This window comes from Streptomyces lydicamycinicus (genome assembly GCF_000829715.2).
Lineage (GTDB): Bacteria > Actinomycetota > Actinomycetes > Streptomycetales > Streptomycetaceae > Streptomyces > Streptomyces lydicamycinicus.
The window spans coordinates 51113-72616 of the sequence record NZ_BBNO01000004.1; the positions used below are offsets into that span (position 1 = coordinate 51113).

Sequence of the window (21504 nt, forward strand, 5' to 3'; positions counted from 1 at the left end):
GAGTGCAAAGGGTAGACATCGGCGGTAACGGACCGTAACCATGGATGAGTTGTGCGTGGGGCACGACAGACGCATGGGAGGTGGCCGGTATGGCCGGCAAAGCGGGCAACAGCGAGCCCGAAACCACCGACAGCCTCAGGGCGTTCGGGGCCGTGGTCAAGGCGTTCCGGGGGCGGGCGACACTGACGCAGGAAGGTCTGGCGCGGCGGGTGGGATTCTCCGCCGGGACCGTCGCCTCGATCGAGCAGGGGCGCAGGCTCCCGCCGCCGGAGTTCATCGAGCGGGCCGAGCGGGTGCTGGACGCCTTCGGGGTGCTGCGGGCGATGGCGACGCAGCTGGCGCGGCAGCCGGGATTAGCCGCGTGGTTCCGGCAGTGGGCCCGCCTGGAGGAGCAGGCGATCAGCCTGTACACGTACGAATGCCGGTTGGTGCCGGGGCTGTTGCAGACGGAGGCGTACGCGCGGGAGCTGTTCGAGCACCGCATTCCGCTGCTGACCGACAAGGAGACCGAGACGCAGGTGACCGCCCGACTGGACCGGCAGAAGCTGCTGCGGGACCGGCCGAACACGGCGTTCAGCTTCATCGTCGACGAGCATGTCTTTCTGCGGCGGACGGGTGGCGCGGACGTCTGCCGGGAACTCCTCGATTATGTGCTGGAGAGCACCAGGCTCCGGAACGTCGAGCTGCAAGTCATGCCGTTGGCTAGGGGAGTTCACGCGGGAATGGGCGGGCCGTTGCAGCTCCTGGAGACTCCGAGCAACCGGTGGTACGCCTACTGCGAGGGGCAACGAAGCGGCCAACTCATTCCTGACCCAAAGACAATCAGCACGCTCCAGATGCGCTATGCGAAACTGCGTTCGCAGGCCCTCACACCGGAGGACTCCCGGAGCCTGCTGACGCAGATGCGAGGAGCGCTATGAACAGCACCGAACTGGCCTGGTTCAAGAGCAGCTACAGCGGCAGCTCCGGCGACGACTGCGTGGAGGTCGCCCTCTCCTGGTACAAGTCCAGCCACAGCAGCAGCGATGGCGACAGCTGCGTGGAGATCGCCACCTGCCCCACCACCGTCCACATCCGCGACTCCAAGGACAAGGCCGGCCCACAGCTCGCCGTGCCCGCCGATGCCTGGGCGGCGTTCGTCGGGTACGCCGTCGAACTGGCCTGACGGCGCACGAGCCAGCCCCGGGGCCACGGCGGCACGCCGCCCGCGGCCCCGGGCTCGTGCGGTCAGCCGATCTTGACGTACCTGATGGAGACCAGCGGCCACCAGGTGGAGCTCGCCTCCGAGGTCTCTCCGGGCTCGACGGCCGAGCCGTCTCCCTTGCAGTTGTCCGCGGTGTACCAGGTCACCTTCTTGTTGGTGTGATTGGTGATCGTCTTGTAGCCCAGCGACTCCCACGGCGGCGTCTTCTTGGCGAGCTTGTAGCAAGCCCCGTCCGTGGGGTTGGTCAGCGTCCGCTCACCGTTCCCGGAGAACTCCAGCGTGCCGGTCGCGGCGTTCGCGGCACCCGTTCCCAGGATCAGAAGGGAAGCGGCCATGGCGCCCATGGCCAGCGTGCGGCCCGCGTTCCTGCGCATCTTCACTCGTTCTCTTCCTTCCGGAATGACAACTCGTACGCAAAGGGACGCTAGGGACCGGGGTTATGTTTCATCTATCGGTCGGTGTGCGCCCGTTATCGGCATCAGGTCGGAGGAAAGCGGAATTGCGGACTCTGGGCCTCCGTATGACTTCCGGTCCCGGCCCGTTCCCCACCCCGGATCACGCGCGCACCGGCCCCGTCGACCCCCGCACCACCAGCTCCGGCCGGAAGACGAACTCCGTGCGTTGCGGCGGCGCTTGACGCCCCTGGGTGCGTTCGTGGATCTCCTCGATCAGGGCGCCCACCGCCGCCGTCGCCATCGCCTGCACCGGCTGGCGCACCGTGGTCAGGGGTGGGTCGGTGAAGGCGATCAGCTGGGAGTCGTCGAAGCCGACGACGGAGAGGTCGCCCGGGACGTCCAGGCCGCGCTGGCGGGCCGCCCGCACCACGCCCAGTGCCATCAGGTCGCTGCCGCAGACGACGCCGGTGCAGCCCTCGTCGAGCAGTGCCGCGGCTGCCGCGTGGCCGCCCTCGACGCTGAACAGGGTGTGCTGGACGCGCCGTTCGGCCTGCCCCCTCGACAGGCCGAACGACTCCGCCAGCGCCGCCACGAAGCCGTCGGCCTTGCGGCGGGAGGGCACATAGCGGGCCGGGCCGACGGCCAGGCCGATCCGCTCGTGCCCCAGCTCGGCCAGGTGGCGCACGGCCATCCGGGCCGCCGCACCGTCGTCGGGTGAGACGAACGGCGCGTCGATGCGGTCGTGGTAGCCGTTGATGAGGACGAACGGGACGCCGCGGGAGGCCAGCCGGGCGTAGCGGGTCGGGTCGGCGCGGGTGTCGGCGTGCAGGCCGGAGAGGAAGACGATGCCGGTGACACCGCGTTCCTCCAGCTGCTCGACGAGTTCGTCCTCGGTGGCTCCGCCCGGCATCTGGGTGCACAGCACCGGGGTGTAGCCGTGGCCGGCCAGCGACTGCTCGATGATCTGGGCGAAGGCGGGGAAGATCGGGTTGGTCAGCTCGGGGATGACCAGCCCGACCAGCCCGGCACTGCGGCGCCGCAGCCGTACGGGACGCTCGTAGCCGAGCACGTCGAGCGCGGCGAGCACCCGCTGCCGGGTGCTCGCCGCCACGCCCGCCCGGCCGTTCAGGACCCGGCTGACGGTCGCCTCGCTGACCTCCGCCTGGGCGGCGATGTCGGAGAGCCGGGGGGCGGTAGGGAGATCGGGCAGGGTCACTCCTCCCACCAGACGGCGGTGTCGGCGGGCAGCGTGAAGTCCCCGTCTGAGGCGTCGAGTTGGCGGGAGGCGAGCAGGATCCGGCCGGGGGCGGGCAGCGGGGCCGGGCTCTCCGTCGTGTTGACGGTGCAGATCAGTCCGCCGGGCCGGCGGAAGGACAGGACGCCGTCGGGGGTATCCAGCCACTCGACCGCGTCGCCCGCGCCCAGGCCGGGGTGGGTGCGCCGCAGGGTGAGGGCGGTGCGGTAGAGCTCCAGGGTGGAGGCGGGGTCGCCGGTCTGGGCCTCGACGGTGAGGGCGGCCCAGTCGCCGGGCTGCGGCAGCCAGCTGCCGCCGTCACCGAAGCCGTACGGCGGTGCCTCGCCGCTCCACGGGAGCGGCACCCGGCAGCCGTCGCGCAGGCCCTCCTGGCCGCTGTCCCGGAAGAACGAGGGGTCCTGGCGGACCTCGTCGGGCAGGTCGGTGACCTCGGGCAGGCCCAGTTCCTCGCCCTGGTAGAGGTAGGCGGAGCCGGGCAGCGCCAGCATCAGGAGGGTGGCGGCACGGGCGCGGTCCAGGCCGCCGCCGAGCCGGGTGCGGTGGCGTACGACGTCGTGGTTGGACAGCACCCAGGTCGTCGGGGCGGCCACCGGGCGCATGGCGTCGAGGGAGGAGTCGATCGCCTCGCGGAGCTCGGCCGCGTTCCACCCCGCGTTCAGGTAGTGGAAGTTGAAGGCCTGGTGGAGTTCGTCGGGGCGGAGGTAGAGGGCGGTGCGGTCGGCGGTGGGGGTCCAGGCCTCGGCAACGGCGATCCGGTCGCCCGCGTACTCGTCGAGGACGGTGCGCCAGGAGCGGTAGACGTCGTGGACGCCGTCCTGGTCGAAGAACGGCAGGACCTGGTTGCCGAGCAGTTTCAGCTGTTCGCCGTGGCCCATGTCGGGCAGGCCGGGGGCCTTGACCAGGCCGTGGGCCACATCGACCCGGAAGCCGTCCACGCCCAGGTCCAGCCAGAAGCGCAGGATGGAGCGGAACTCGTCCTGGACGGCGGGGTGGTCCCAGTTGAAGTCGGGCTGTTCGGGCGCGAAGAGGTGCAGATACCACTCGCCGTCGGGGACCCGGGTCCAGGCGGGGCCGCCGAACAGGGACTCCCAGTCGTTGGGCGGCTCCTCGCCGTTCTGGCCCCGTCCCTTACGGAAGTGGAAGCGCTCGCGGAGCGTCGATCCGGGGCCCCCGGCCAGTGCGCGGCGGAACCATTCGTGCTGGTCGGAGCAGTGATTGGGGACGAGGTCGACGATGATGCGCAGCCCCAGCCGGTGGGCCTCGGTGATAACGGCCTCGGCGTCGGGCAGGGTGCCGAACATCGGGTCGATGGCGCGGTAGTCGGCGACGTCGTAGCCGGCGTCGGCCTGCGGGGACGCGTAGAAGGGGCTCAGCCAGACGGCGTCCACGCCCAGGTCGCGCAGGTACGGCAGCCGGCTGCGGACACCGGCCAGGTCCCCCATGCCGTCACCGTTGGCGTCGGCGAAGCTGCGCGGATAGACCTGGTAGATCACCGCGTCGCGCCACCAGTCGGTGGCAGGAGTGACGTTCTCAGGGGTGACGTTGTGCTGTGGAGTCATTTCAACCCTTGGTGGTGCCGGCGGTCAGTCCGGCTACGAGGTGGCGCTGGGCGAAGGCGAAGACGAGCGCGGCCGGTACGGCGATGATCACGGCGGCGGCGGTCATCGAACCCCAGTCGTTGGTGTACTGGTTGACGAAGGTCTGGAGGCCGCCGGCGAGCGTCAGGTTCTCCTCGCCGGTCATGAACGCGGAGGCGTAGGCGACCTCGGCCCAGGCGGTGACGAAGGTGTAGAAGCCGGTGACGGCGAGCCCGGGGCGGGCCAGCGGCAGGACGAGCCGCCAGAAGGTGCCGAACGGGTTGAGGCCGTCGACCCGGCCCGCCTCGTCAATCTCCACCGGGATGGTGTCGAAGAAGCCCTTCATCATCCAGGCGCAGAACGGGACGGCGATGGTCAGGTAGGTGATGACCAGGCCCGCGGGCTGGTTGAGCAGGCCGAGGCTCGCCAGGAGGTTGTACAGCGGCACGATCAGCACCGCGACCGGGAACATCTGGGTGATCAGCAGCAGCCACATCAGCGGGCGCATGCCGGGGAAGCGGAAGCGGCTGACGGCGTAGCCGGTGGTGGCGGCGAGGAAGACGCCGAGGACGGTGGTCAGCCCGACGATGATCACGGAGTTCTTGAACCAGGTCAGGAACTCGGTGTCGGCCAGTACATGGGTGTAGTTGGCGAAGGTGAAGTGGGTGACCAGGCTGGTGGAGAAGGCGTCGTTCCTCGGTTTGAAGGACGTCACCAGCAGCCACAGGGGCGGGAAGACCGCCAGTACGGCGGCGACGGCCAGACCGGCGTGCAGCGCGGTGGAGGCGAGCGCGGACCGCTCGTTGCGCTTGCGGGGCGGGCGGGTGGTGGGCGTACGGGTCATGGTCACCACACCTCTCCCTGCTTGCGCAGCGCCCGCCGGTAGACGACCGCGACGACCGAGAGCAGGACCAGGATCAGGACGCCCCAGGCCGCGGACTCGGAGAAGTTGCGGGGGCTGTCGATGAAGGAGAGCCGGTAGGCGTAGGTCACCAGGATCTCGGTGGCGTCGCCGGGGCCGCCCCGGGTCAGCAGGAAGATCACCGGGAACATGTTGAAGGTCCAGATGGTGGAGAGCAGGATGACGGTGCTGCTGACGGCCCGCAGCCCCGGCACGGTGATGTGGCGGAACCGCTGCCAGGCGCTCGCGCCGTCCATCTCGGCGGCCTCGTAGAGCTCGCCCGGTATGGACTGGAGTCCGCCGAGCAGCGCGACGAGCATGAAGGGCACGCCGAGCCAGACGTTGACGGCGATGACCGAGAGCTTGGCCCAGGTGGGGTCGTTGAGCCACGGGACCGCGTCGATACCGCCGCCGGCCAGCAGCTTGTTGAGGATGCCGTTCTTCTCGTTGTAGAGCATCCGCCAGGTGAAGACCGAGATGAAGGCGGGGATGGCCCACGGCAGGATCAGCGCGAGGCGGTAGAAGGTGCGGCCGCGCAGGGTGCGGTTGAGCATGTTCGCCAGGGCGAGGCCGGTCAGGAACGTCAGCGAGACACAGCCGACGGTCCACAGGACGGTCCAGCCGAGGCGGTCCCAGAAGACGCCGTCGGAGAGCACCGCCCGGTAGTTGTCCAGGCCGGTGAACTTGTAGGTGGCGGGGAGGTGGTTGACCCCGATGTTCCGCTCGACGTTGGCCTCATTGGCGTCCGTGAGCGAGAGGAAGACGCCGCGCACCAGCGGGTAGCCGATGATCACCCCGATGACGAGTACCACCGGGGCGACCATCGTCCACGCGTACCAGTGGGTGCCCAGCGCCCGGCGCACCCGTACAGCAAAGGTCACTTGTAGTCCTTGAGCAGCTTCCGGTAGGCGTCGCCGGTCGCCTTGGCGGCCTGCTCGGGCGAGGCGGCGCCGGTGAGCACCTTGTTCATCTGGACCTTGACCGGCTCGAAGAGCGAGTTGCCCTCGGCGATCCAGGGGCGCTGGACGGCACCGTCGACGGCGGGCTTGAAGAACTGGACCATCTCGTTGCTCTTGACGGCCGGCACCTCGTACACGGACTTACGGGTGGGCAGCAGGCTGAGCTTCTCGTTGGTCTGCTGCTGGACCTTGGCCGAGCTCATGTACTTCACGAAGGCGTAGGAGGCCTGGAGGTTCTTGCTGCCGGCGTAGACGGAGAGGTTCCAGCCGCCCTGCGGGGAGCCCTGGGCGGTGCTGCCGCCGGGGACGGGGGCGACGCCGAGGTTCTTCTTGTCCTTGAACGCCTTGCCGGCGCGGGCGCCCTCGATGTCCCAGGGGCCGTCGACGGCCATCGCGACGGTGCCGTCCTTGAGGGCCTTGAGCTGGTTCTCCTGGCCGTCGGTGGCGTCGGTGACCGCGGCCTTGGAGTCCACCAGGTCCTTGATCGTCTTGAACGCCCGGACGCCGGCGCCGTCGTCGATCTCCACGACCTTGTCGCGGGCGTTGACCATGTCGCCGCCCTCGCCGTAGAGGTAGGGCAGGAACCAGTAGGGGTCGTCGCCGCGCAGGTAGAGGGCGGTGGCGCCGGTCTTGGACTTGATCTTCTTGGCGGCCTTGGCCAGTTCGTCGAAGGTCTTGGGCACCTCGACACCGGCGTCCTTGAGGAGCTTCTTGTTGTAGAAGAGGCCGAGGGTGTCGATGACCTGGGGTGCGGCGTAGGTCTTGCCCTTGAACTTCGTCGAGCCGACGGCCTGCGGCAGGTAGTCGTCGGTCTTGTCGAGGGCGGGGGTGCCGTCGAGCGGCGCGAGGTAGCCGAGGTTGGCGAAGTCGGCGACCCAGGCGACCTCGGTACGCATCACGTCGGGGGCGCCGGAGTTGCCGCCGGCCGCGTTCTTGAACTTGGCGTTGGCGTCACCGAAGGGGACGTTCACATATTTGACGTGGACCTTGGGGTGCTCCTTCTGGAAACCCTCGGCAAGTTTGCGGTACGTCGCCTTCTCGGCGTCGTTGGAGGTGTCCCAGAAGGTAACGGTTCCGGACAGTTCACCCCCGCTGTCGCCGCCGCTGCCGCTGTCGCCTCCGCCGCACGCTGTCGCTGCCAGTGCCAGGCCCGCTACCAGCGCGGTGGCCGTTATGCCCCGTATGCCACGCCGCATGTGAACTCCTTAGGGAAATGCCTCAGATGGCGGTCAGGAACGTAACAGCGTGGAAAACAAACCGAAAGACCTTGCGGCAAATTTCTGCAAGACCATGGGAACGAATTGCAACGAGATGGCTGGAACAGGACCCTCCGGGCGCCCTCGGCACCGTCACCCCGCGCCCGCCCGAGCGTTGATTGCGTGAAGGCACCGACGCCTCTTGACCTCAAAGGGACGGCAGATGACCCAGGAGCTCACTTCCCCCAGCCCCGCCCCCCAGGCCCCCGGAACGGGCCGAGGTCCGGGGTGGTGGCGCGACGCCGTCATCTACCAGGTGTATGTGCGCTCGTTCGCCGACAGCGACGGTGACGGCATCGGCGATCTGCGCGGCGCCCGCGCCCGGCTGCCGCACCTCAAAGACCTGGGGGTGGACGCCGTCTGGCTCACCCCGTTCTATGCCTCACCCCAGGCCGACGGCGGCTACGACGTCGCCGACTACCGCGCCGTCGACCCGCTCTTCGGCAGCCTCCAGGACGCCGACGACCTGATCCGCACCGCCCATGACCTGGGCCTGCGGGTGATCGTCGACATCGTCCCCAACCACACCTCCGACCGGCACCCGTGGTTCCGGGACCCCGAGCTCGCCCGGCAGCGCTACCTCTTCCGCCCCGGCAAGGGGGAGAGCGGCGAACTCCCGCCCAACGACTGGGAGTCGGTCTTCGGCGGCCCGGCCTGGACCCGCACCGACCGCGGCGACTGGTATCTGCACCTCTTCGCCCCCGAGCAGCCCGACCTCAACTGGGACGACCCGGAGGTGCACGCCGAGTTCGAGGCCATCCTGCGCTTCTGGCTCGACCTCGGCGTGGACGGCTTCCGGGTCGATGTCGCGCACGGCATGGTCAAGGCCCCCGGCCTGCCGGACATCGGCCACGGCCAGCAGGCCAAGCTGATCGGCAATCAGGTGCTGCCGTTCTTCGACCAGGACGGGGTGCACAGCATCCACCGCGCCTGGCGCCGCCTGCTGGACGGCTACGGCGAGGCCCACGGCAAGCAGGTGGTCGGCGTCGCCGAGGCCTGGGCCCCCACCGCCGAGCGCCTCGCCCTCTACGTCCGCCCCGACGAACTGCACCAGGCCTTCAACTTCCAGTTCCTGAACGCCCCTTGGGAGGCCGGCGCACTGCGTGAGGTCATCGACGCCTCGCTCGCCGCCACCACCTCGGTCGGCGCTCCGACGACCTGGGTGCTGTCCAACCACGACGTCGTACGGCACACCACCCGTCTCGGCGGCGGCCTGGACCGCGCCCGTGCCGCCACCCTCCTGATGCTGGCGCTGCCCGGCTCCGCCTACCTCTACCAGGGCGAGGAACTGGGCCTGCCCGAGGTCACCGACCTGCCCGACGAGGTCCGCCAGGACCCGGCCTTCTTCCGTGGCGGCCGGACCGCGGGCGCCGCCGCCACCAGCGGCCAGGACGGCTTCCGCGACGGCTGCCGGGTGCCGCTCCCCTGGTCCGGCGAGGCACCGCCCTACGGCTTCGGTGACGGCGGCAGCTGGCTGCCGCAGCCCGGCGACTGGGCCGCCCTCACCGTCGAGGCCCAGACCGGCGACCCCGCCTCCACCCTGGAGCTCTACCGCACCGCCCTCGCCCTCCGCCGCCGGCTGCCGGGACTGGGCGACGGGGAGATGAGCTGGGCCCCCGCGCCCGACGGGGTGCTCGCCTTCACCCGGCCCGGCATGCTGTGCGCCGTCAACACACTGGGTCACGACGTGGAGCTTCCGCCACCCGGTGCGCTGCTGCTGGCCAGCGCCCCGGTGACCGGCAAGGGTGCCGCCGCGGTGCTCCCCGGTGACAGCTGCACCTGGTGGGCAATCTGAGAGCCGAACGGTACAGTCCCACCCATGACCGCCCGGCTGGCCGATATCGCAGCGCAGGCGGGTGTCAGCGAGGCCACCGTCAGCCGGGTGCTCAATGGAAAGCCCGGAGTCTCCGCCACCACCCGCCAGTCCGTGCTTGCCGCCCTCGATGTGCTGGGCTACGAGCGCCCGGTGCGGCTGCGGCAGCGCAGCGCCGGGCTGGTCGGACTGATCACTCCGGAGCTGGAGAACCCGATCTTCCCGGCGTTCGCCCAGGTCATCGGGCAGGCACTGACCCGCCAGGGCTATACGCCGGTCCTGGCGACCCAGACGCCGGGGGGCTCCACCGAGGACGAGCTGACCGAGATGCTGGTGGACCGCGGAGTGGCCGGCATCATCTTCGTCTCCGGGCTGCACGCGGACACCTCCGCCGATATGCAGCGCTATGAGCAGCTGCGCGGCCAGGGCGTCCCGTTCGTCCTCATCAACGGCTTCTCCGACAAGGTGCAGGCACCGTTCATCTCCCCCGACGACCGGGCCGCGGTGGACCTGGCGGTCACCCACCTCAGCGCGCTCGGCCACCGGCGGATCGGGCTGGCGCTCGGCCCCAAGCGCTTCGTTCCCGTGCAGCGCAAGATCGAGGGCTTTGTCCGCAGCATGCAGGAGCGGCTACAGCTCGGCCCGGCCGAGGCGGAGCCGTTCATCCAGCACTCCCTCTACACCCTGGAGGGCGGTCAGGCCGCGGCGGGCGCGCTGATCGAGCGCGGCGCCACGGCCATCGTCTGCGCCAGCGACATGATGGCGCTCGGCGCGATCCGCGCCGCCCGGCAGCGCGGGCTCGACGTCCCCGGTGACGTCTCCGTGGTCGGCTTCGACGACTCCCCGCTCATCGCCTTCACCGACCCGCCGCTGACCACGATCCGGCAGCCGGTGACGGCCATGGGACAGGCGGCGGTCCGGGCTCTCCTGGAAGAGGTCGGCGGTACCCCCGCCCCTCACAGCGAGTTCGTCTTCCACCCCGAACTGGTGGTACGCGGCTCGACCGCCTCGGCCCCCCGCACGACGGCGCGGATTCCGAAGCCGTCGCGGGCTCACTGAGCGCCGTATCACCCGCGAGTACGGGGTCCTGGCCTCCCCCACAGGTCCGATACAGGGCCCCGAATACCCGCCCGAAGGATGATCGGCAAGACGTCCGTTTCTGGCAGACTGTCTGCCTATGGGTGATGCGAATACGAGGATTTTGGACGGCCTGCCGACCACCCCGCCACCCAAGGGGGAACACGCGGACCGCCCGGTGACCGACAGCCGATTGGCCCGTCTGCGTGCCCCCCGCTCTCCCCGGCTCTGGTTCGAGATCCTGCTGATCGCGGTCAGTTACTGGACCTACTCGGTGGTCCGCAACGCCGTGCCCGAGCAGAAGATCCAGGCGCTGAAGAACGCCGACTGGGTCTGGCAGGCGGAGCACTTCCTCGGCATCGCCGTCGAACGCACCGTCAACCATGCGGTGAACTCCGTGACGTGGCTGATCGTCACGATGAACTACTACTACGCGACACTGCACTTCGTCGTCACGATCGGTGTGCTCATCTGGCTCTACCGCTGGCACCCCGGCCGCTACGCCGCCGCCCGGCTGGCCCTGTTCACCACCACCGGTCTCGCCCTGATCGGCTATTACCTCTACCCGTTGGCGCCACCCCGGCTGATGCCGGACGGCGGCTTCGTCGACACCCTCGTCAACCACGGCACCTGGGGCTCGATGGCGTCCGGCAACCTCGCCGCGATGTCCAACCAATACGCCGCGATGCCGTCCATGCACATCGGCTGGTCGCTGTGGTGCGGCATCACGATCGCGCTGCTCGCCAAGCCGCTCTGGTGCAAGGCGCTCGGCCTGCTCTACCCCACCGTCACCCTGCTGGTGATCATCTCCACCGCCAACCACTTCTGGCTGGACGCGGTGGGCGGCGTCCTGTGCCTGTCACTGGGCTTCGCGCTGGCCTCCGCGTGGTACGGGAGGCTGCCGCACCGGCTGGCGCGGGTGTTGCCGGCTACGGCGTGAGCCGGGGCCTCATACGGCCCCGCGCCCTCCCGCGAGAGGGGCGGGCGCGGGAGAGGCCGCATGAGGCCCCGGCGGTACCGTGCGCGCGGAACCGGACAGGTTTCGCGGGCGCGGCCACCGGGTCAGTCCCGGACGACGCCGTCAGCAGTGGGGGGCCGCCTTTTGGCCTCCGTGTGATACCACTCGATGAGGTGCGTGCGGAAGAGCATGGAAGCGAATGCGGGGTCCCAGTCCGCACTCAACTCGGGCACCACATTTTGCTGCCATTCAAAGGACACCCCGGGATGACTCGCCATGGCGAAGGTGGCAGTGATCCAGACCCCCTGCTCTCTCCGGTCGACAAGCATTTCCCGCAAGGAACCCTGATCCTCTTCCGAGGCCAGACTCTTCGGCAGGGAACGTTCCAGGGACCGCTGAAATTGCGCGAGCCACTCTTCCACATCCATACCGCCACGCGGCGTATGGTCCACGGCCTCTCCTTTCGGTCCCGTCATTCAAGGAACGCCGTAATGATGCCGACCGGCCGGCCATCCTTGGAGGCTTCGTCTTCGCGCTCCGAGAACACCACCCGGAACATCTTCCCGGTGGCCGTCCGGTTCCGCACCACCGTCGACCCCTCGTCTTCCTCGTATTTCCCGTCTTCGAGGGTATCGTCGATCCAGCCGATCAAGGAAGTGTCATCTTCCGGGTGCTTGTCCTGAATATGCTTGTAGCCGAACTTCAGATCCCCCTGCCGCAGCGGCACGTCCTCACCGTTCTTCCCGAAGAACGAGTTGCGTATGTGCCACTTTCCGACCGCCGATTTCTGCGCCGCTGATTTCTGAGCCGCCGGCGCGGCCATATGCACAGGCGAAACCGTGGCAGCCTGCGCGGGCCCGGCAAAGGCTCCCAGAAATCCGGCCCAGGCGACGGATGCCGACAGAATCCCCGCCAGGATCCTCCGCTTACTCCGCATCATCATTCCTTTGCGTTGGAGTTGGTCAACGCATGAAATGAAATCAGAAATCGATCAAGGGGACGAGGGGCGGAATAAGCCCCGCCACCTCCGGCGATAAATCGAAAAATGTCCGCCGTTCACCTTTCCCGGCCACCGCGGGGATCACCGGCGCACGCCACCGTTCTCTCGCCATGGGCCATGCCGCAGCGGACGGGTTCCCGTCGCCCGGACCGGGAACCGGCTGGCTGGATCGTGCCGTTCACGGCGGCGGGCGCAAGGGCCGCGGGACAACGCCCGGAGCGGGTACCCCCGCCCCTACGCCCCGTAAAAGATCTCCTCGACGACCGCCCGCGCCCTGCGGGTCACCCGTCGGTAGTCGTCGATCATCTCGCCCGTCTGGCCCTCCTCGTAGCCGAGGTAGCGGCCTACGGCCGCCAGTTCGCGGCCGTCGACGGGGAACGTGTCGCCGGGGCGGCCCCGGACGACCATCACGGCGTTGCGTACGCGGGCGGCCAGGACCCAGGCCTCGTCCAGGGTCTGGGCGTCCTCGGTGCCGATCAGTTCGGCGGCGTGGGCGGCGGCGAGTGCCTCGCGGGTGCGGGTGGTGCGCAGGCCGGGGATTTCCCAGCCGTGCTGCATCTGGAGCAGCTGTACGGTCCACTCGACATCGCTCAGGCCGCCGCGCCCCAGCTTGGCATGGGTGGTGGGGTCGGCGCCGCGGGGCAGCCGCTCGGCCTCCATACGGGCCTTGAGCTTGCGGATCTCGCGGACCGCGTCCTCGCCGAGGCCCTCGGCGGGGTAGCGGAGCGGGTCGATCAGTTCGATGAACCGCTCGCCCAGTTCGGTGTCGCCGGCGACCGGTTCGGCGCGCAGCAGGGCCTGCGACTCCCAGACCAGTGACCAGCGCCGGTAGTAGGCGGCGTACGAGGCGAGCGTCCGCACCAGCGGGCCCGTCCGGCCCTCCGGGCGCAGGTCCGCGTCGATGAGCAACGGCGGGTCGGAGGAGGGGAGTTCGAGCAGCCGGCGCATCTCGTTGGCGACGGCCTGGGCAGCCTTGGCGGCCTCCTGCTCGTCGGCGCCCTCGCGTGGCTCGTGGACGAAGAGGATGTCGGCGTCCGAGCCGTAGTTGAGCTCATGGCCGCCGAACCGGCCCATGCCGATCACCGCGAAGCGGGTGGGCAGGGTGTCGCCCCACTGCTCGCGGACGGCGGCGCGCAGCGCCCCGGCGAGGGTGGCGGCGTTGAGGTCGGAGACGGCGGAGCCGACGGCGTCGACGGAGCGGCCGTGGTCGTTCGCCGCCGGGCTGAACTCCGTGCCGTACGCGCCGATCACATCCGCGGCGGCCGTACGGAACAGCTCTCTGCGGCGCACCCCGCGGGCCGCCGCGACCGCGGCCTCGGCACCGTCCGCGCGGCCGACCGCGGCCAGCACCTCCTGTTCCAGGGCGGCCCGGCCGCGTGGCTGGAGCCCGTCGGGGGCGCCCAGCAGGGCGACCGCCTCGGGGGCGCGCAGCAGCAGATCGGGGGCGAGCCGGCCGGCCGAGAGCACCCGGGCGAGGTTCTCGGCGGCGGCGCCCTCGTCACGCAGCAGCCGCAGGTACCAGGGGGTCTTGCCGAGCGCGTCGGACACCTTGCGGAAGTTGAGCAGTCCGGCGTCCGGGTCGGCGGAGTCCGCGAACCAGGCGAGCAGCACCGGCAGCAGGGTCCGCTGGATGGCGGCCTTGCGGGTCACGCCGGAGGCGAGGGCCTCCAGGTGGCGCAGGGCGGCGACCGGGTCGGCGTAGCCGAGGGCTTCGAGGCGGTGGCCGGCGGCCCTGGCCGAGAGCCGGGTCTCGCCGGGCTCCAGGTGCGCGACGGCGTCCAGCAGCGGACGGTAGAAGAGCTTCTCGTGGAGCCGGCGCACCTCGCGGGCGTGCCACCGCCACTCCCTGCGGAGGGTGTCGACCGGCTCGGTGCGCAGGCCCAACGAGCGGGCCAGCCGACGCAGTTCGCCCTCGTCCTCGGGCATCAGATGCGTACGGCGCATCCGGAACAGCTGAATCCGGTGTTCCAGCGTGCGCAGGAAGCGGTAGGCGGCGTCCAGGGCCGCGGCGTCCTGGCGTCCGACGTAGCCGCCGGCCGCCAGCGCGGCGAGCGCGTCGAGGGTGGTGGCGCTGCGCAGTGTGGCATCGCTGCGGCCGTGCACCAGCTGGAGCAGCTGTACGGCGAACTCGACATCGCGCAGCCCGCCGGGGCCCAGCTTCAGCTCCCGTTCGACCTGCGCCGCGGGGATGTTCTCGACGACCCGGCGGCGCATCTGGCGCACATCGGCGACGAAGTTCTCCCGCTCGGCGACCTCCCAGACCATGGGCGCCAGCGCGTCCACGTACTCCTGCCCCAGCTGGAGGTCGCCAGCCATCGGGCGGGCCTTGAGCAGCGCCTGGAACTCCCAGGTCTTGGCCCAGCGCTGGTAGTAGGCGAGATGGCTGGAGAGGGTGCGTACCAGCGGGCCGTTGCGGCCCTCGGGGCGCAGATTGGCGTCCACCGGCCAGATCGTGCCCTCGACGGTGTTGTCCGAGCAGAGCCGCATCATGCGGGCGGCGAGCCGGGTCGCGGCCTGGAGGGCCTTGGCCTCGTCCACGCCCTCCTTTGCCTCGGCGACGAAGATGACATCGACGTCGGAGACGTAGTTCAGCTCGCGACCGCCGCATTTCCCCATGCCGATGACGGCCAGCCGGCTCACCGCGGCGTCGCCGGGCGCCTCTTCGTAGGAGATCTCCAGGGCGGCCCGGACCGTGGCGGTGGCCAGGTCCGCCAGCTCCGCGGCGGCCTCGGCGACATCGGTCGTGCCGCACACGTCGCGGGCTGCGATGCCCAGCAGGGAGCGGCGGTAGGCGGTGCGCAGCGCGTCCGCGCGCGGCCGTTCGGCGTTCTGCCCGCCCCAGATCCCCTCGGCGAGCGCCAGCTCGAACTCGGGGGTGGTGGGGTGCAGATCCACCGACTCGTACGTGACCAGCGACTGCCAGTCGTGCGGATGCCGGACGAGGTGGTCGGCGAGCGCCTCGGAGGCGCCCAGCACCCCCAGCAGCCGGTCGCGCAGCGGTTTCGCCGCGACGACGGTGCTCAGCAGCGCCTGCTGCTCGTCCGGCTCCTGGGCCTCGACCAGCCGGGCCAGGCTGTGCAGGGCGAGGTCCGGGTCCGCGGTGGCGCCCAGCGCCTCCAGCAGTACCGAGTCATCGCGTACGGACGCGAACGGAGCGGAATCGAGCAGCTCCCCGGCCGCCGAGGGGTCGGTGAAACCGTGCCTCAGCAGCCGGGTGAAGGTGCTGCTCCGCCGTCCCTGCGGAGCGGGAAGTGCCATGGTGCAAGCCTCTCGGTGGCGCGGTGGCTCAGAGCACGGGCAGCATCTTGCGCAGCTCGAAGGCGGTGACCTCGGAGCGGTACTCCTCCCACTCCTGCTTCTTGTTGCGCAGGGAGTGATGCATGCCCATGCCCACCTCCCACGACTCTACCGGGATGCCCTCTGACCTGCAGTCGAGCGGTTTTCGTTGGTCGTTGCCGGTCGCCCTCGGCTGTTGCCTGACGGCCCCTAGACGGCCCGGGGCCCGACCGCTAGGCGGCTAGCGCTAGCGTTCGGGATAGCTAACGTTAGCAACCCTGCTAGGAAGCCGATACGGGGCTGATCAGCGCGTAGCGGACAGCGGCGACGGCCGATCTCCTTGCAAACAGCTCATACCTTCAGCTCGCACCCGCGCGGCCCGCAGGTTCTGCTCCGCCTTGAGCCATCCTGCAAATCTCGTCGAGAAAGAGCGCCTCGGCAATTACCAATCTCTTCCGCGGGCGCGCACGCTTTCCAACTCTGGTGGGCCCCGTTCCTGGCGGTTCAGACCCGTTCAGATCCTGCGCGTTGCCTTCTGCCAGCACGGCCTTGAATGAGCGTGAACTGCCACGGATGAGACTGCCGTTGAAACTGGAGGGCAGTGTCAGTCGGCAGATTTACAGCCCGCACCTGAGGCCCCACTGGCCTGACACTTCCCCCATCGGTGAGCCTCGCGCCCCACGCGGACCCCATCCACGCGGTCAGCGCTAGCGTGCAGCGTGCAGACAGGCCACGCGGACAAGAGTTGCGGCGCCCCAAGGTCTAACAGTCATTTCGATGCGCATGGACACACTGGCAGAATTCCCATCGCAACCTAGGATCATCGCGCATTTTGCCGGACTTTCGAAAGTTAATTCCGTCACCCATACGAACAACAACCTTATCCGCTGGCATGATGACGGTGTTACCACACCCGATAAACGCGGCAACGGAAGAGCCTTTACCAAGAAATAGAAGATTGGGATCCCTGAGCTCAACCGGGGACCTTTCGCTCTTATCCATCAGCGCAACCTGTGCATGCTCTGCATAAATATCCAGAATGGGAAAATTGAACAATGTGACCGGCTTGACAGGAATTCCACTAGCGGCGTATTCAAGCCGACGATCGACCGCAGACCGCTCAGCTCGCAACGCCAGACACAGCGCGCCCGCACCCACCAGGACCGAGGCAAGAATGAGCATCTTACTGAACCGCTTATGGGACATAAGGAACACGAAAGCGAAGAGCAGGCCAAGGAATGGGATTACAATTCCCTGTACCCAAAAGTTGCGTGTCACGACGGCAAAGATGAAAATCGAATAATAAACCACACCAAAGATGCATAGCGACAGGAAGCGATGGGTCCGAACGAAAGGGATTGAGGATGTGACGGCAACCACCGCGAACACAGCAAAGAAGACAGCGAGCGCAATTCCTGCAGTTCGGGCCAGTACACCAACACGATCGAGACCAACCTCTTCAGGGCGCACACCCAATTCTTCATAAAAGTGAAGATAGCCAGCATTCAGGAGCACAAAAAATAGTCCGACTAGTGCGCCACCGAAGCCCAAGAGTGATTGCCAGTCAAACCGTAGGCCAGCAGTTGCTGTGTCTGGAGACTGCCCATCCCGCTTGCGCTTGTTTCTAACTGTCCGCATCGCCGCTCGAAGGTTGGATTTCGAACCGGAAACCTGGCGACCGCGCCGATCCATTCAGCATCTCCTAGGTGACAGAATTCTCGGGAGTGACCGTACAAGTACTTCTTACCGGACCACCACAAGCTTCTCGTTTATTGAGGGCGGAGACATAGCCAGACGGGTGAAGGAAGCAGGATGGGCCGGCTTGGGTGAGCACGTACGCTCCTGGCCGAGCAGGTTGCCACTGTGCTCCTTGCCCGTATCGCGCGCGGGGAGCGGAGCGAACCGCCTTGAACTCGTGGTGAAGGTTGTTACTCAGCGGAGTTCGGTGGCGTGCGAAGCTGGACCTGGCGCACGACCACAAAGCCGTCGCCGAGGCGAATGAAGGGGAGGCCCAGTGCCGCAGGCCAGTCCGCGAGGTACGTACTTGCAGATCTCGGAGTCTCTGCGACATGAGATCGCGAAGGGCAGGATCAGCGAGGCGCTGCCTTCCGAGGCTGAGCTGATGAGCACCTACGGCGTGGGGCGCACCACGGTCGGGCGGGCGCTGAAGGCGCTGAAGGCTGACGGTGTGATCGAGTCCGTACAGGGGTCTGGCTGGTACGTGGCTGGTACGGGCGACCGCCGTCCGCTCGTGGACAAGGTGGTGGACCTCCTTCGGGCTGAGGGGGCCAAGGTGGGAGACACCTTCCCCTCCGAGAAGGAGCTGTGTGAGCGGTTCGAGGTTTCTCGTACTGCGGTGCGCTCTGCGATCGCGCAGCTCGAAGGTCGCGGCCTGGTCGCGATGGGCGCAAACCGACGGCGGCAGATTCGTGCCCTCCCGGATGAGCGGGGTGACTCGTAGCCTTGACCACCATGGACCTCACTGAGCGGGCTTACAGCCTTGCTGAATCGCTGCTGTCCGAACCGCTGCCGCGTCGCTGGTCGCACTCCCTCGGAGTTGCTGAGCGCGCCCGCACTCTGCGACCGATCCTCGACGACGATGCCGCGCTGATGGAGGCCGCAGCCGTCCTGCATGACATCGGCTACTCGCCGCGCATCGCCTCAACGGGCTTCCATCCGCTCGACGGGGCACGTTTTCTCCGCGATCAGGAAGGCATGGATGACCGTGTCGTACGGCTCGTCGCCCACCACTCGTGTGCCCTGCTTGAGGCCGAGGAGCGTGGGCTCCGCGAGGAGCTGGAGACGGAGTTCGAGTTGGAGCGGCCGGCGCTCGTAGACGCGCTCGTGTTCTGTGACATGACGACGACCCCCGATGGGGGGTGCACGTCCTCCCGGGACCGGGTCGCTGAGATTGTTGGGCGGTACGGGCCAGACACGATCGTGGGCCGCTTCATCCAGCGAGCCGCCCCCGAGATCCACGCAGCAGTACAGCGGGTCGAGGGTCGTCTCCGCGAAGCGGGGGCGGTCGGTCAGCCGATGTAGGGGGCCGCGCGCGAGTCGTCCAGGCCGTGGTCGATCCGGAGCCTCATCGAGGGATGGATGTCCAGGTCATCGAGGTCCGTTGGGGAGACCCAGCGGACCTCTTTCGATTCGGAGCTGGTGCGCAGCGTTCCGCCGGCCGGCCGGGCGTGGAAGCAGATGGAGAACTGCTGTCGGACCTCTCCGTCGTCGTACGCCATGACGTGCTGCGGGTCGGTGTAGAGGCCAACGATGCCCTCCACGGTCACGGAGATGCCGGTTTCCTCTTCCACCTCCCGTATGACCGTCTGCGCGACGCTCTCGCCAACGTCGTGGCCGCCGCCGGGCAGTGCCCACAGGTCGTTGTCGGTCTTATGGATGAGCAGGATGTCCCCGCGCTCGTCGCGGACGACAGCGGTGACGGATGGCACAACTGAGTTGGCCTTGGGGGCGTTCGGGTCGCGGAAGTAGTCAGTACGGCTCATGTTGCTCCGCCTTCGTAGTCGGTGGGTGAGGTGATCGGCCGGGCGCTCTCCCAGACGCGCTCAACGCTCTCCGCGTAGGTGTCGAACAACTCGCCACCTGGGACTCGTTGGAGGTGGAGTACCGGCGCCATGTAGGCGCCGACGCCATAGACGTGGCCGTTCGCTAACAGCTCGCTGTCGGCGCGATAGATCGAGTTGTACAGCGTCGTGGCATGGAGTCTGAACTCCACCCCGGAGAGTCGGAAGAGCGGCGCGTAGTTGAGCAGCGCGTTTCGGATCTTGGCCGCCATGGCCGATCCGATACCTTCATCGTCGCCTCGGACGGCCACGGCTGGACTGTTCGGGTCGCCCATCATGAAGCGCACCGGGACGCCGGCCGCCGACTTCTCGCGGACGAGTCGATGGAACCGCGGGTCCTCGGTCAGCCAGAACCCGGAATACACCAGCACGTCGAAGTGCGTGTCGGCATCGGCGTACAGCTTGGCCCATGCGTCCTGGGGGACGACAGATCGGTGGGGATAGATCTTCAGCACCTCTGAGTCGCTGGACTCGGTCACTTCGTCAGAGGTCCGCTCATCGGGCCAGAGGTACGAGACCTCGCGACGCAGCATCGAGGCCACTGCGTACTGAAATCGCCTGTAGGGCTTGCGGTTTGGCTCGGCGATCCAGCGTTCGACGGTCTTCGGTGACACCCCGAGGCGTGCCGCGACCTGCTCCAACGTGCTGCCGCTCTCGACGATCGCTCCGCGAAGTCTCTCGTTCGCCATACGACCTCCCCGTCTAGGACGTCCTGGGACGACTTCGACTGTAGCGAGTCGGATGCAAGTCGTACATGCGCGGAGTCCAACGTCCAGCGCTTCGTTGCCAAGCTGGTCATGTCGCTGATCGAGAGCGGCAGATCCGGCATCGCGAATCCCGAGGGTTGACGACCCGGATCTGCTCTGGCACGGTGAGAGGCATGTAATACATGTATCGCTTCAAGCGGTGCATGGATGCACGGCTATGGGCTCTGCTTCGGCGGGGCCAAGGGCCCGGGACAGAGCGGGCCGACGGGAGGGCCTTCGCGGGGCTCCCGTGCAGAGGGCGGAGGACGCTGCAAGTCCGCTAAAGGCCAGGCAGAACAGGGTTTCGGCCCGTACTGGCGAGGTGGCCCGGTGACCGCGAGCAACGGCCGGAGAGTGGGGACTCGGTCCCCCTTGCAGTGCAAATCCCATGTTCAAGCGAGAGAGCGGGGCCCGTCATGACACGTCGAAGTACCTAGGGCGCTGCCGGTGTTGGACCGGCACGGCAGCAGTCAGCCCGTTGCATCCGCCCGCGGCGGTGCCGGAGTCATCCGGCCGCCTGTCGCGCGCAATTCATCCAGAGCTACCGCGGGATAGCCGCGGCCGGTTGCCTCCTCCGCCCGTCCAGCGTCCGCGCTGTACGGGCGGGGCTGAGGGGAGCCGGACACTCCGCCCGGCCCTTCGAGAGAAGGAGCACACATGTCCCGTCTGGTTATTGGCTTCGGCAGCGACGGTGAGTTCCGCAACGACATCGCCGACCAGGCCGACCAGAGCTTCACCGTCGTCGCCGGTCCGAACGAGGTCGTCACCGTCACCGACGGTCAGGTGGAGGTCGTTCAGGACGACGACACCAACTGACACCAACAACTCATCTGCCGTACCGGCCAGCCGCCTCCCTCGCCCGTGTCATACGGGCGGGGTTGAGGGGCCGTTCGAGCGGCCACACCCGGGGCTCCCGCCTCTCGCCAAACGACCGCGAGGGCCCCGTTCTCCATCCCTTCGACAACCAGGAGTTGCACATGGATGCCGCTACCTTCGCCGCTGTCTACATCGCCCTGTACGTCGCTCACAGCGTGGGCGACCACTGGGTTCAGACCTCGTGCCAGTCGGCCGACAAGGGCAAGCCGGGGTGGACCGGCCGCCTGGCCGGCGCCCGGCACGTCGCCACGCTGACCGCCACGAAGGTGGCCTTACTGCTGCCAGTGGCCGCCCTGCTGGGGCTGCGCCTGTCCATGCTCGGCCTGGTGGCCGGCCTGGGCGTCGATGCGCTCACGCACTGGTGGGCGGACCGCCGCAGCACCCTCGCCTGGCTGGCCAAGGTCACCGGCAAGGCAGAGTTCTACAGCCTGGGCACCGGCGCCCATGCCGCGCACCCGGTGACCTCCGAGGGCAAGCCCGCCGCTCACCTCGGCACCGGCGCATACGCGCTTGACCAGTCCTTCCACCACCTGTGGCTGCTCGTCGCCGCGCTCCTGATCACCACCGTCTGACACCACCTCCCGCCGGGGCGGCCGCCTCTCGCCAAAGACCGAGGCCGCCCCGGCTCCC

Annotated in this window: 21 protein-coding genes and 1 pseudogene; 9 read left to right on the forward strand and 13 right to left on the reverse strand. The window is 68.5% G+C overall.

Features of this window, described 5'->3' with window-relative positions:
- Positions 1 to 89 precede the first annotated feature (89 nt).
- Positions 90 to 920, forward strand: a complete 831-nt coding sequence (locus tag TU31_RS13445; protein WP_107070695.1) for a helix-turn-helix domain-containing protein — start codon at positions 90 to 92, stop codon at positions 918 to 920.
- Positions 917 to 1165 carry a DUF397 domain-containing protein gene (locus TU31_RS13450; RefSeq protein WP_042154046.1) on the forward strand — a complete coding sequence of 83 codons (249 nt, stop codon included), beginning with the start codon at positions 917 to 919 and terminating at the stop codon, positions 1163 to 1165. Before TU31_RS13445 ends, TU31_RS13450 begins: the two co-directional genes overlap by 4 nt.
- A 62-nt stretch (positions 1166 to 1227) precedes the next feature.
- Here TU31_RS13450 and TU31_RS13455 read toward each other — a convergent pair whose 3' ends face one another.
- From TU31_RS13455 to TU31_RS13480, 6 genes are all read right to left on the reverse strand, one after another.
- The gene (locus TU31_RS13455; RefSeq protein WP_042154049.1) at positions 1228 to 1584 is read right to left on the reverse strand and encodes a hypothetical protein; all 357 of its coding nucleotides are present in this window, start codon (positions 1582 to 1584) and stop codon (positions 1228 to 1230) included.
- Between the two features lie 175 nt (positions 1585 to 1759).
- Positions 1760 to 2815, reverse strand: coding sequence for a LacI family DNA-binding transcriptional regulator (locus tag TU31_RS13460; RefSeq protein ID WP_370682732.1), 1056 nt, complete (start codon positions 2813 to 2815; stop codon positions 1760 to 1762).
- Positions 2812 to 4413, reverse strand: coding sequence for a glycoside hydrolase family 13 protein (locus TU31_RS13465; RefSeq protein ID WP_042154051.1), 1602 nt, complete (start codon positions 4411 to 4413; stop codon positions 2812 to 2814). Before TU31_RS13465 ends, TU31_RS13460 begins: the two co-directional genes overlap by 4 nt.
- A gap of 1 nt (position 4414) precedes the next feature.
- A complete protein-coding gene (locus tag TU31_RS13470; protein ID WP_042155364.1) occupies positions 4415 to 5275 on the reverse strand; it encodes a sugar ABC transporter permease in 861 nt (286 codons plus the stop codon).
- A gap of 2 nt (positions 5276 to 5277) precedes the next feature.
- A complete protein-coding gene (locus TU31_RS13475) occupies positions 5278 to 6156 on the reverse strand; it encodes a carbohydrate ABC transporter permease (protein WP_370682743.1) in 879 nt (292 codons plus the stop codon).
- 53 nt (positions 6157 to 6209) lie between these two features.
- Positions 6210 to 7487, reverse strand: coding sequence for an extracellular solute-binding protein (locus tag TU31_RS13480; protein WP_042154055.1), 1278 nt, complete (start codon positions 7485 to 7487; stop codon positions 6210 to 6212).
- A 223-nt stretch (positions 7488 to 7710) separates the two neighbouring features.
- Between TU31_RS13480 and TU31_RS13485 the strand changes: the two genes are divergently transcribed.
- From TU31_RS13485 to TU31_RS13495, 3 genes are all read left to right on the forward strand, one after another.
- Positions 7711 to 9342: a glycoside hydrolase family 13 protein gene (locus TU31_RS13485; protein WP_042154056.1), complete on the forward strand. Its 1632-nt coding sequence runs from the start codon at positions 7711 to 7713 to the stop codon at positions 9340 to 9342.
- A 24-nt stretch (positions 9343 to 9366) separates the two neighbouring features.
- Positions 9367 to 10419: a LacI family DNA-binding transcriptional regulator gene (locus TU31_RS13490; RefSeq protein ID WP_042154058.1), complete on the forward strand. Its 1053-nt coding sequence runs from the start codon at positions 9367 to 9369 to the stop codon at positions 10417 to 10419.
- A gap of 118 nt (positions 10420 to 10537) precedes the next feature.
- Positions 10538 to 11377: a phosphatase PAP2 family protein gene (locus tag TU31_RS13495; protein WP_078885769.1), complete on the forward strand. Its 840-nt coding sequence runs from the start codon at positions 10538 to 10540 to the stop codon at positions 11375 to 11377.
- A gap of 122 nt (positions 11378 to 11499) precedes the next feature.
- On the opposite strand, the gene TU31_RS13500 is transcribed toward TU31_RS13495, so the two are convergent.
- From TU31_RS13500 to TU31_RS38570, 5 genes and pseudogenes are all read right to left on the reverse strand, one after another.
- Entirely contained in the window at positions 11500 to 11847 is a 348-nt protein-coding gene (locus tag TU31_RS13500) for a hypothetical protein (RefSeq protein WP_158894439.1), read from the reverse strand.
- 20 nt (positions 11848 to 11867) lie between these two features.
- Positions 11868 to 12332: a hypothetical protein gene (locus tag TU31_RS13505; RefSeq protein WP_158894443.1), complete on the reverse strand. Its 465-nt coding sequence runs from the start codon at positions 12330 to 12332 to the stop codon at positions 11868 to 11870.
- Between the two features lie 297 nt (positions 12333 to 12629).
- Positions 12630 to 15653, reverse strand: a complete 3024-nt coding sequence (locus TU31_RS13510) for a bifunctional [glutamine synthetase] adenylyltransferase/[glutamine synthetase]-adenylyl-L-tyrosine phosphorylase (protein ID WP_042154064.1) — start codon at positions 15651 to 15653, stop codon at positions 12630 to 12632.
- Between the two features lie 28 nt (positions 15654 to 15681).
- A pseudogene (locus TU31_RS13515) lies at positions 15682 to 15765 on the reverse strand (glutamine synthetase); the annotation flags it as partial.
- Positions 15766 to 16433: 668 nt separating this feature from the next.
- Positions 16434 to 17363: a hypothetical protein gene (locus TU31_RS38570; protein WP_158894446.1), complete on the reverse strand. Its 930-nt coding sequence runs from the start codon at positions 17361 to 17363 to the stop codon at positions 16434 to 16436.
- Positions 17364 to 17685: 322 nt separating this feature from the next.
- Between TU31_RS38570 and TU31_RS13520 the strand changes: the two genes are divergently transcribed.
- Together TU31_RS13520 and TU31_RS13525 are read left to right on the forward strand one after the other, a co-directional pair.
- On the forward strand, positions 17686 to 18132 hold the full coding sequence (locus tag TU31_RS13520) for a GntR family transcriptional regulator (protein ID WP_042154068.1): 447 nt from the start codon (positions 17686 to 17688) through the stop codon (positions 18130 to 18132).
- A gap of 11 nt (positions 18133 to 18143) precedes the next feature.
- The gene (locus tag TU31_RS13525) at positions 18144 to 18713 is read left to right on the forward strand and encodes an HD domain-containing protein (protein ID WP_181018598.1); all 570 of its coding nucleotides are present in this window, start codon (positions 18144 to 18146) and stop codon (positions 18711 to 18713) included.
- Here the strand turns inward: TU31_RS13525 and TU31_RS13530 are convergent.
- A complete protein-coding gene (locus TU31_RS13530; RefSeq protein ID WP_042154072.1) occupies positions 18701 to 19174 on the reverse strand; it encodes an NUDIX hydrolase in 474 nt (157 codons plus the stop codon). The genes TU31_RS13525 and TU31_RS13530 overlap by 13 nt on opposite strands.
- Positions 19171 to 19941: a helix-turn-helix domain-containing protein gene (locus tag TU31_RS13535; protein WP_042154074.1), complete on the reverse strand. Its 771-nt coding sequence runs from the start codon at positions 19939 to 19941 to the stop codon at positions 19171 to 19173. Before TU31_RS13535 ends, TU31_RS13530 begins: the two co-directional genes overlap by 4 nt.
- 714 nt (positions 19942 to 20655) lie before the next feature.
- Between TU31_RS13535 and TU31_RS38575 the strand changes: the two genes are divergently transcribed.
- Both TU31_RS38575 and TU31_RS13540 read left to right on the forward strand, forming a co-directional pair.
- The gene (locus tag TU31_RS38575; protein WP_158894449.1) at positions 20656 to 20814 is read left to right on the forward strand and encodes a hypothetical protein; all 159 of its coding nucleotides are present in this window, start codon (positions 20656 to 20658) and stop codon (positions 20812 to 20814) included.
- Between the two features lie 161 nt (positions 20815 to 20975).
- Positions 20976 to 21446 (forward strand): hypothetical protein, encoded by a 471-nt coding sequence (locus tag TU31_RS13540; RefSeq protein WP_042154075.1) that lies wholly within the window; start codon positions 20976 to 20978, stop codon positions 21444 to 21446.
- The last annotated feature ends 58 nt before the right edge of the window (positions 21447 to 21504 follow it).

What these genes read in the sequence shown, in the direction of transcription:
- TU31_RS13495 (WP_078885769.1), top strand. Translation starts at nt 10,538, where the DNA reads ATGGGTGATGCGAATACGAGGATTTTGGACGGCCTGCCGACCACCCCG.
- TU31_RS13485 (WP_042154056.1), top strand. Translation starts at nt 7,711, where the DNA reads ATGACCCAGGAGCTCACTTCCCCCAGCCCCGCCCCCCAGGCCCCCGGA.
- TU31_RS13540 (WP_042154075.1), top strand. Translation starts at nt 20,976, where the DNA reads ATGGATGCCGCTACCTTCGCCGCTGTCTACATCGCCCTGTACGTCGCT.
- TU31_RS13510 (WP_042154064.1), bottom strand. Translation starts at nt 15,653, where the DNA reads ATGGCACTTCCCGCTCCGCAGGGACGGCGGAGCAGCACCTTCACCCGG.
- TU31_RS38570 (WP_158894446.1), bottom strand. Translation starts at nt 17,363, where the DNA reads ATGGATCGGCGCGGTCGCCAGGTTTCCGGTTCGAAATCCAACCTTCGA.
- TU31_RS13465 (WP_042154051.1), bottom strand. Translation starts at nt 4,413, where the DNA reads ATGACTCCACAGCACAACGTCACCCCTGAGAACGTCACTCCTGCCACC.
- TU31_RS13480 (WP_042154055.1), bottom strand. Translation starts at nt 7,487, where the DNA reads ATGCGGCGTGGCATACGGGGCATAACGGCCACCGCGCTGGTAGCGGGC.
- TU31_RS13475 (WP_370682743.1), bottom strand. Translation starts at nt 6,156, where the DNA reads ATGGTCGCCCCGGTGGTACTCGTCATCGGGGTGATCATCGGCTACCCG.
- TU31_RS13470 (WP_042155364.1), bottom strand. Translation starts at nt 5,275, where the DNA reads ATGACCCGTACGCCCACCACCCGCCCGCCCCGCAAGCGCAACGAGCGG.
- TU31_RS13530 (WP_042154072.1), bottom strand. Translation starts at nt 19,174, where the DNA reads ATGAGCCGTACTGACTACTTCCGCGACCCGAACGCCCCCAAGGCCAAC.
- TU31_RS13445 (WP_107070695.1), top strand. Translation starts at nt 90, where the DNA reads ATGGCCGGCAAAGCGGGCAACAGCGAGCCCGAAACCACCGACAGCCTC.
- TU31_RS13535 (WP_042154074.1), bottom strand. Translation starts at nt 19,941, where the DNA reads ATGGCGAACGAGAGACTTCGCGGAGCGATCGTCGAGAGCGGCAGCACG.
- TU31_RS13505 (WP_158894443.1), bottom strand. Translation starts at nt 12,332, where the DNA reads ATGCGGAGTAAGCGGAGGATCCTGGCGGGGATTCTGTCGGCATCCGTC.
- TU31_RS38575 (WP_158894449.1), top strand. Translation starts at nt 20,656, where the DNA reads ATGTCCCGTCTGGTTATTGGCTTCGGCAGCGACGGTGAGTTCCGCAAC.
- TU31_RS13525 (WP_181018598.1), top strand. Translation starts at nt 18,144, where the DNA reads ATGGACCTCACTGAGCGGGCTTACAGCCTTGCTGAATCGCTGCTGTCC.
- TU31_RS13450 (WP_042154046.1), top strand. Translation starts at nt 917, where the DNA reads ATGAACAGCACCGAACTGGCCTGGTTCAAGAGCAGCTACAGCGGCAGC.
- TU31_RS13490 (WP_042154058.1), top strand. Translation starts at nt 9,367, where the DNA reads ATGACCGCCCGGCTGGCCGATATCGCAGCGCAGGCGGGTGTCAGCGAG.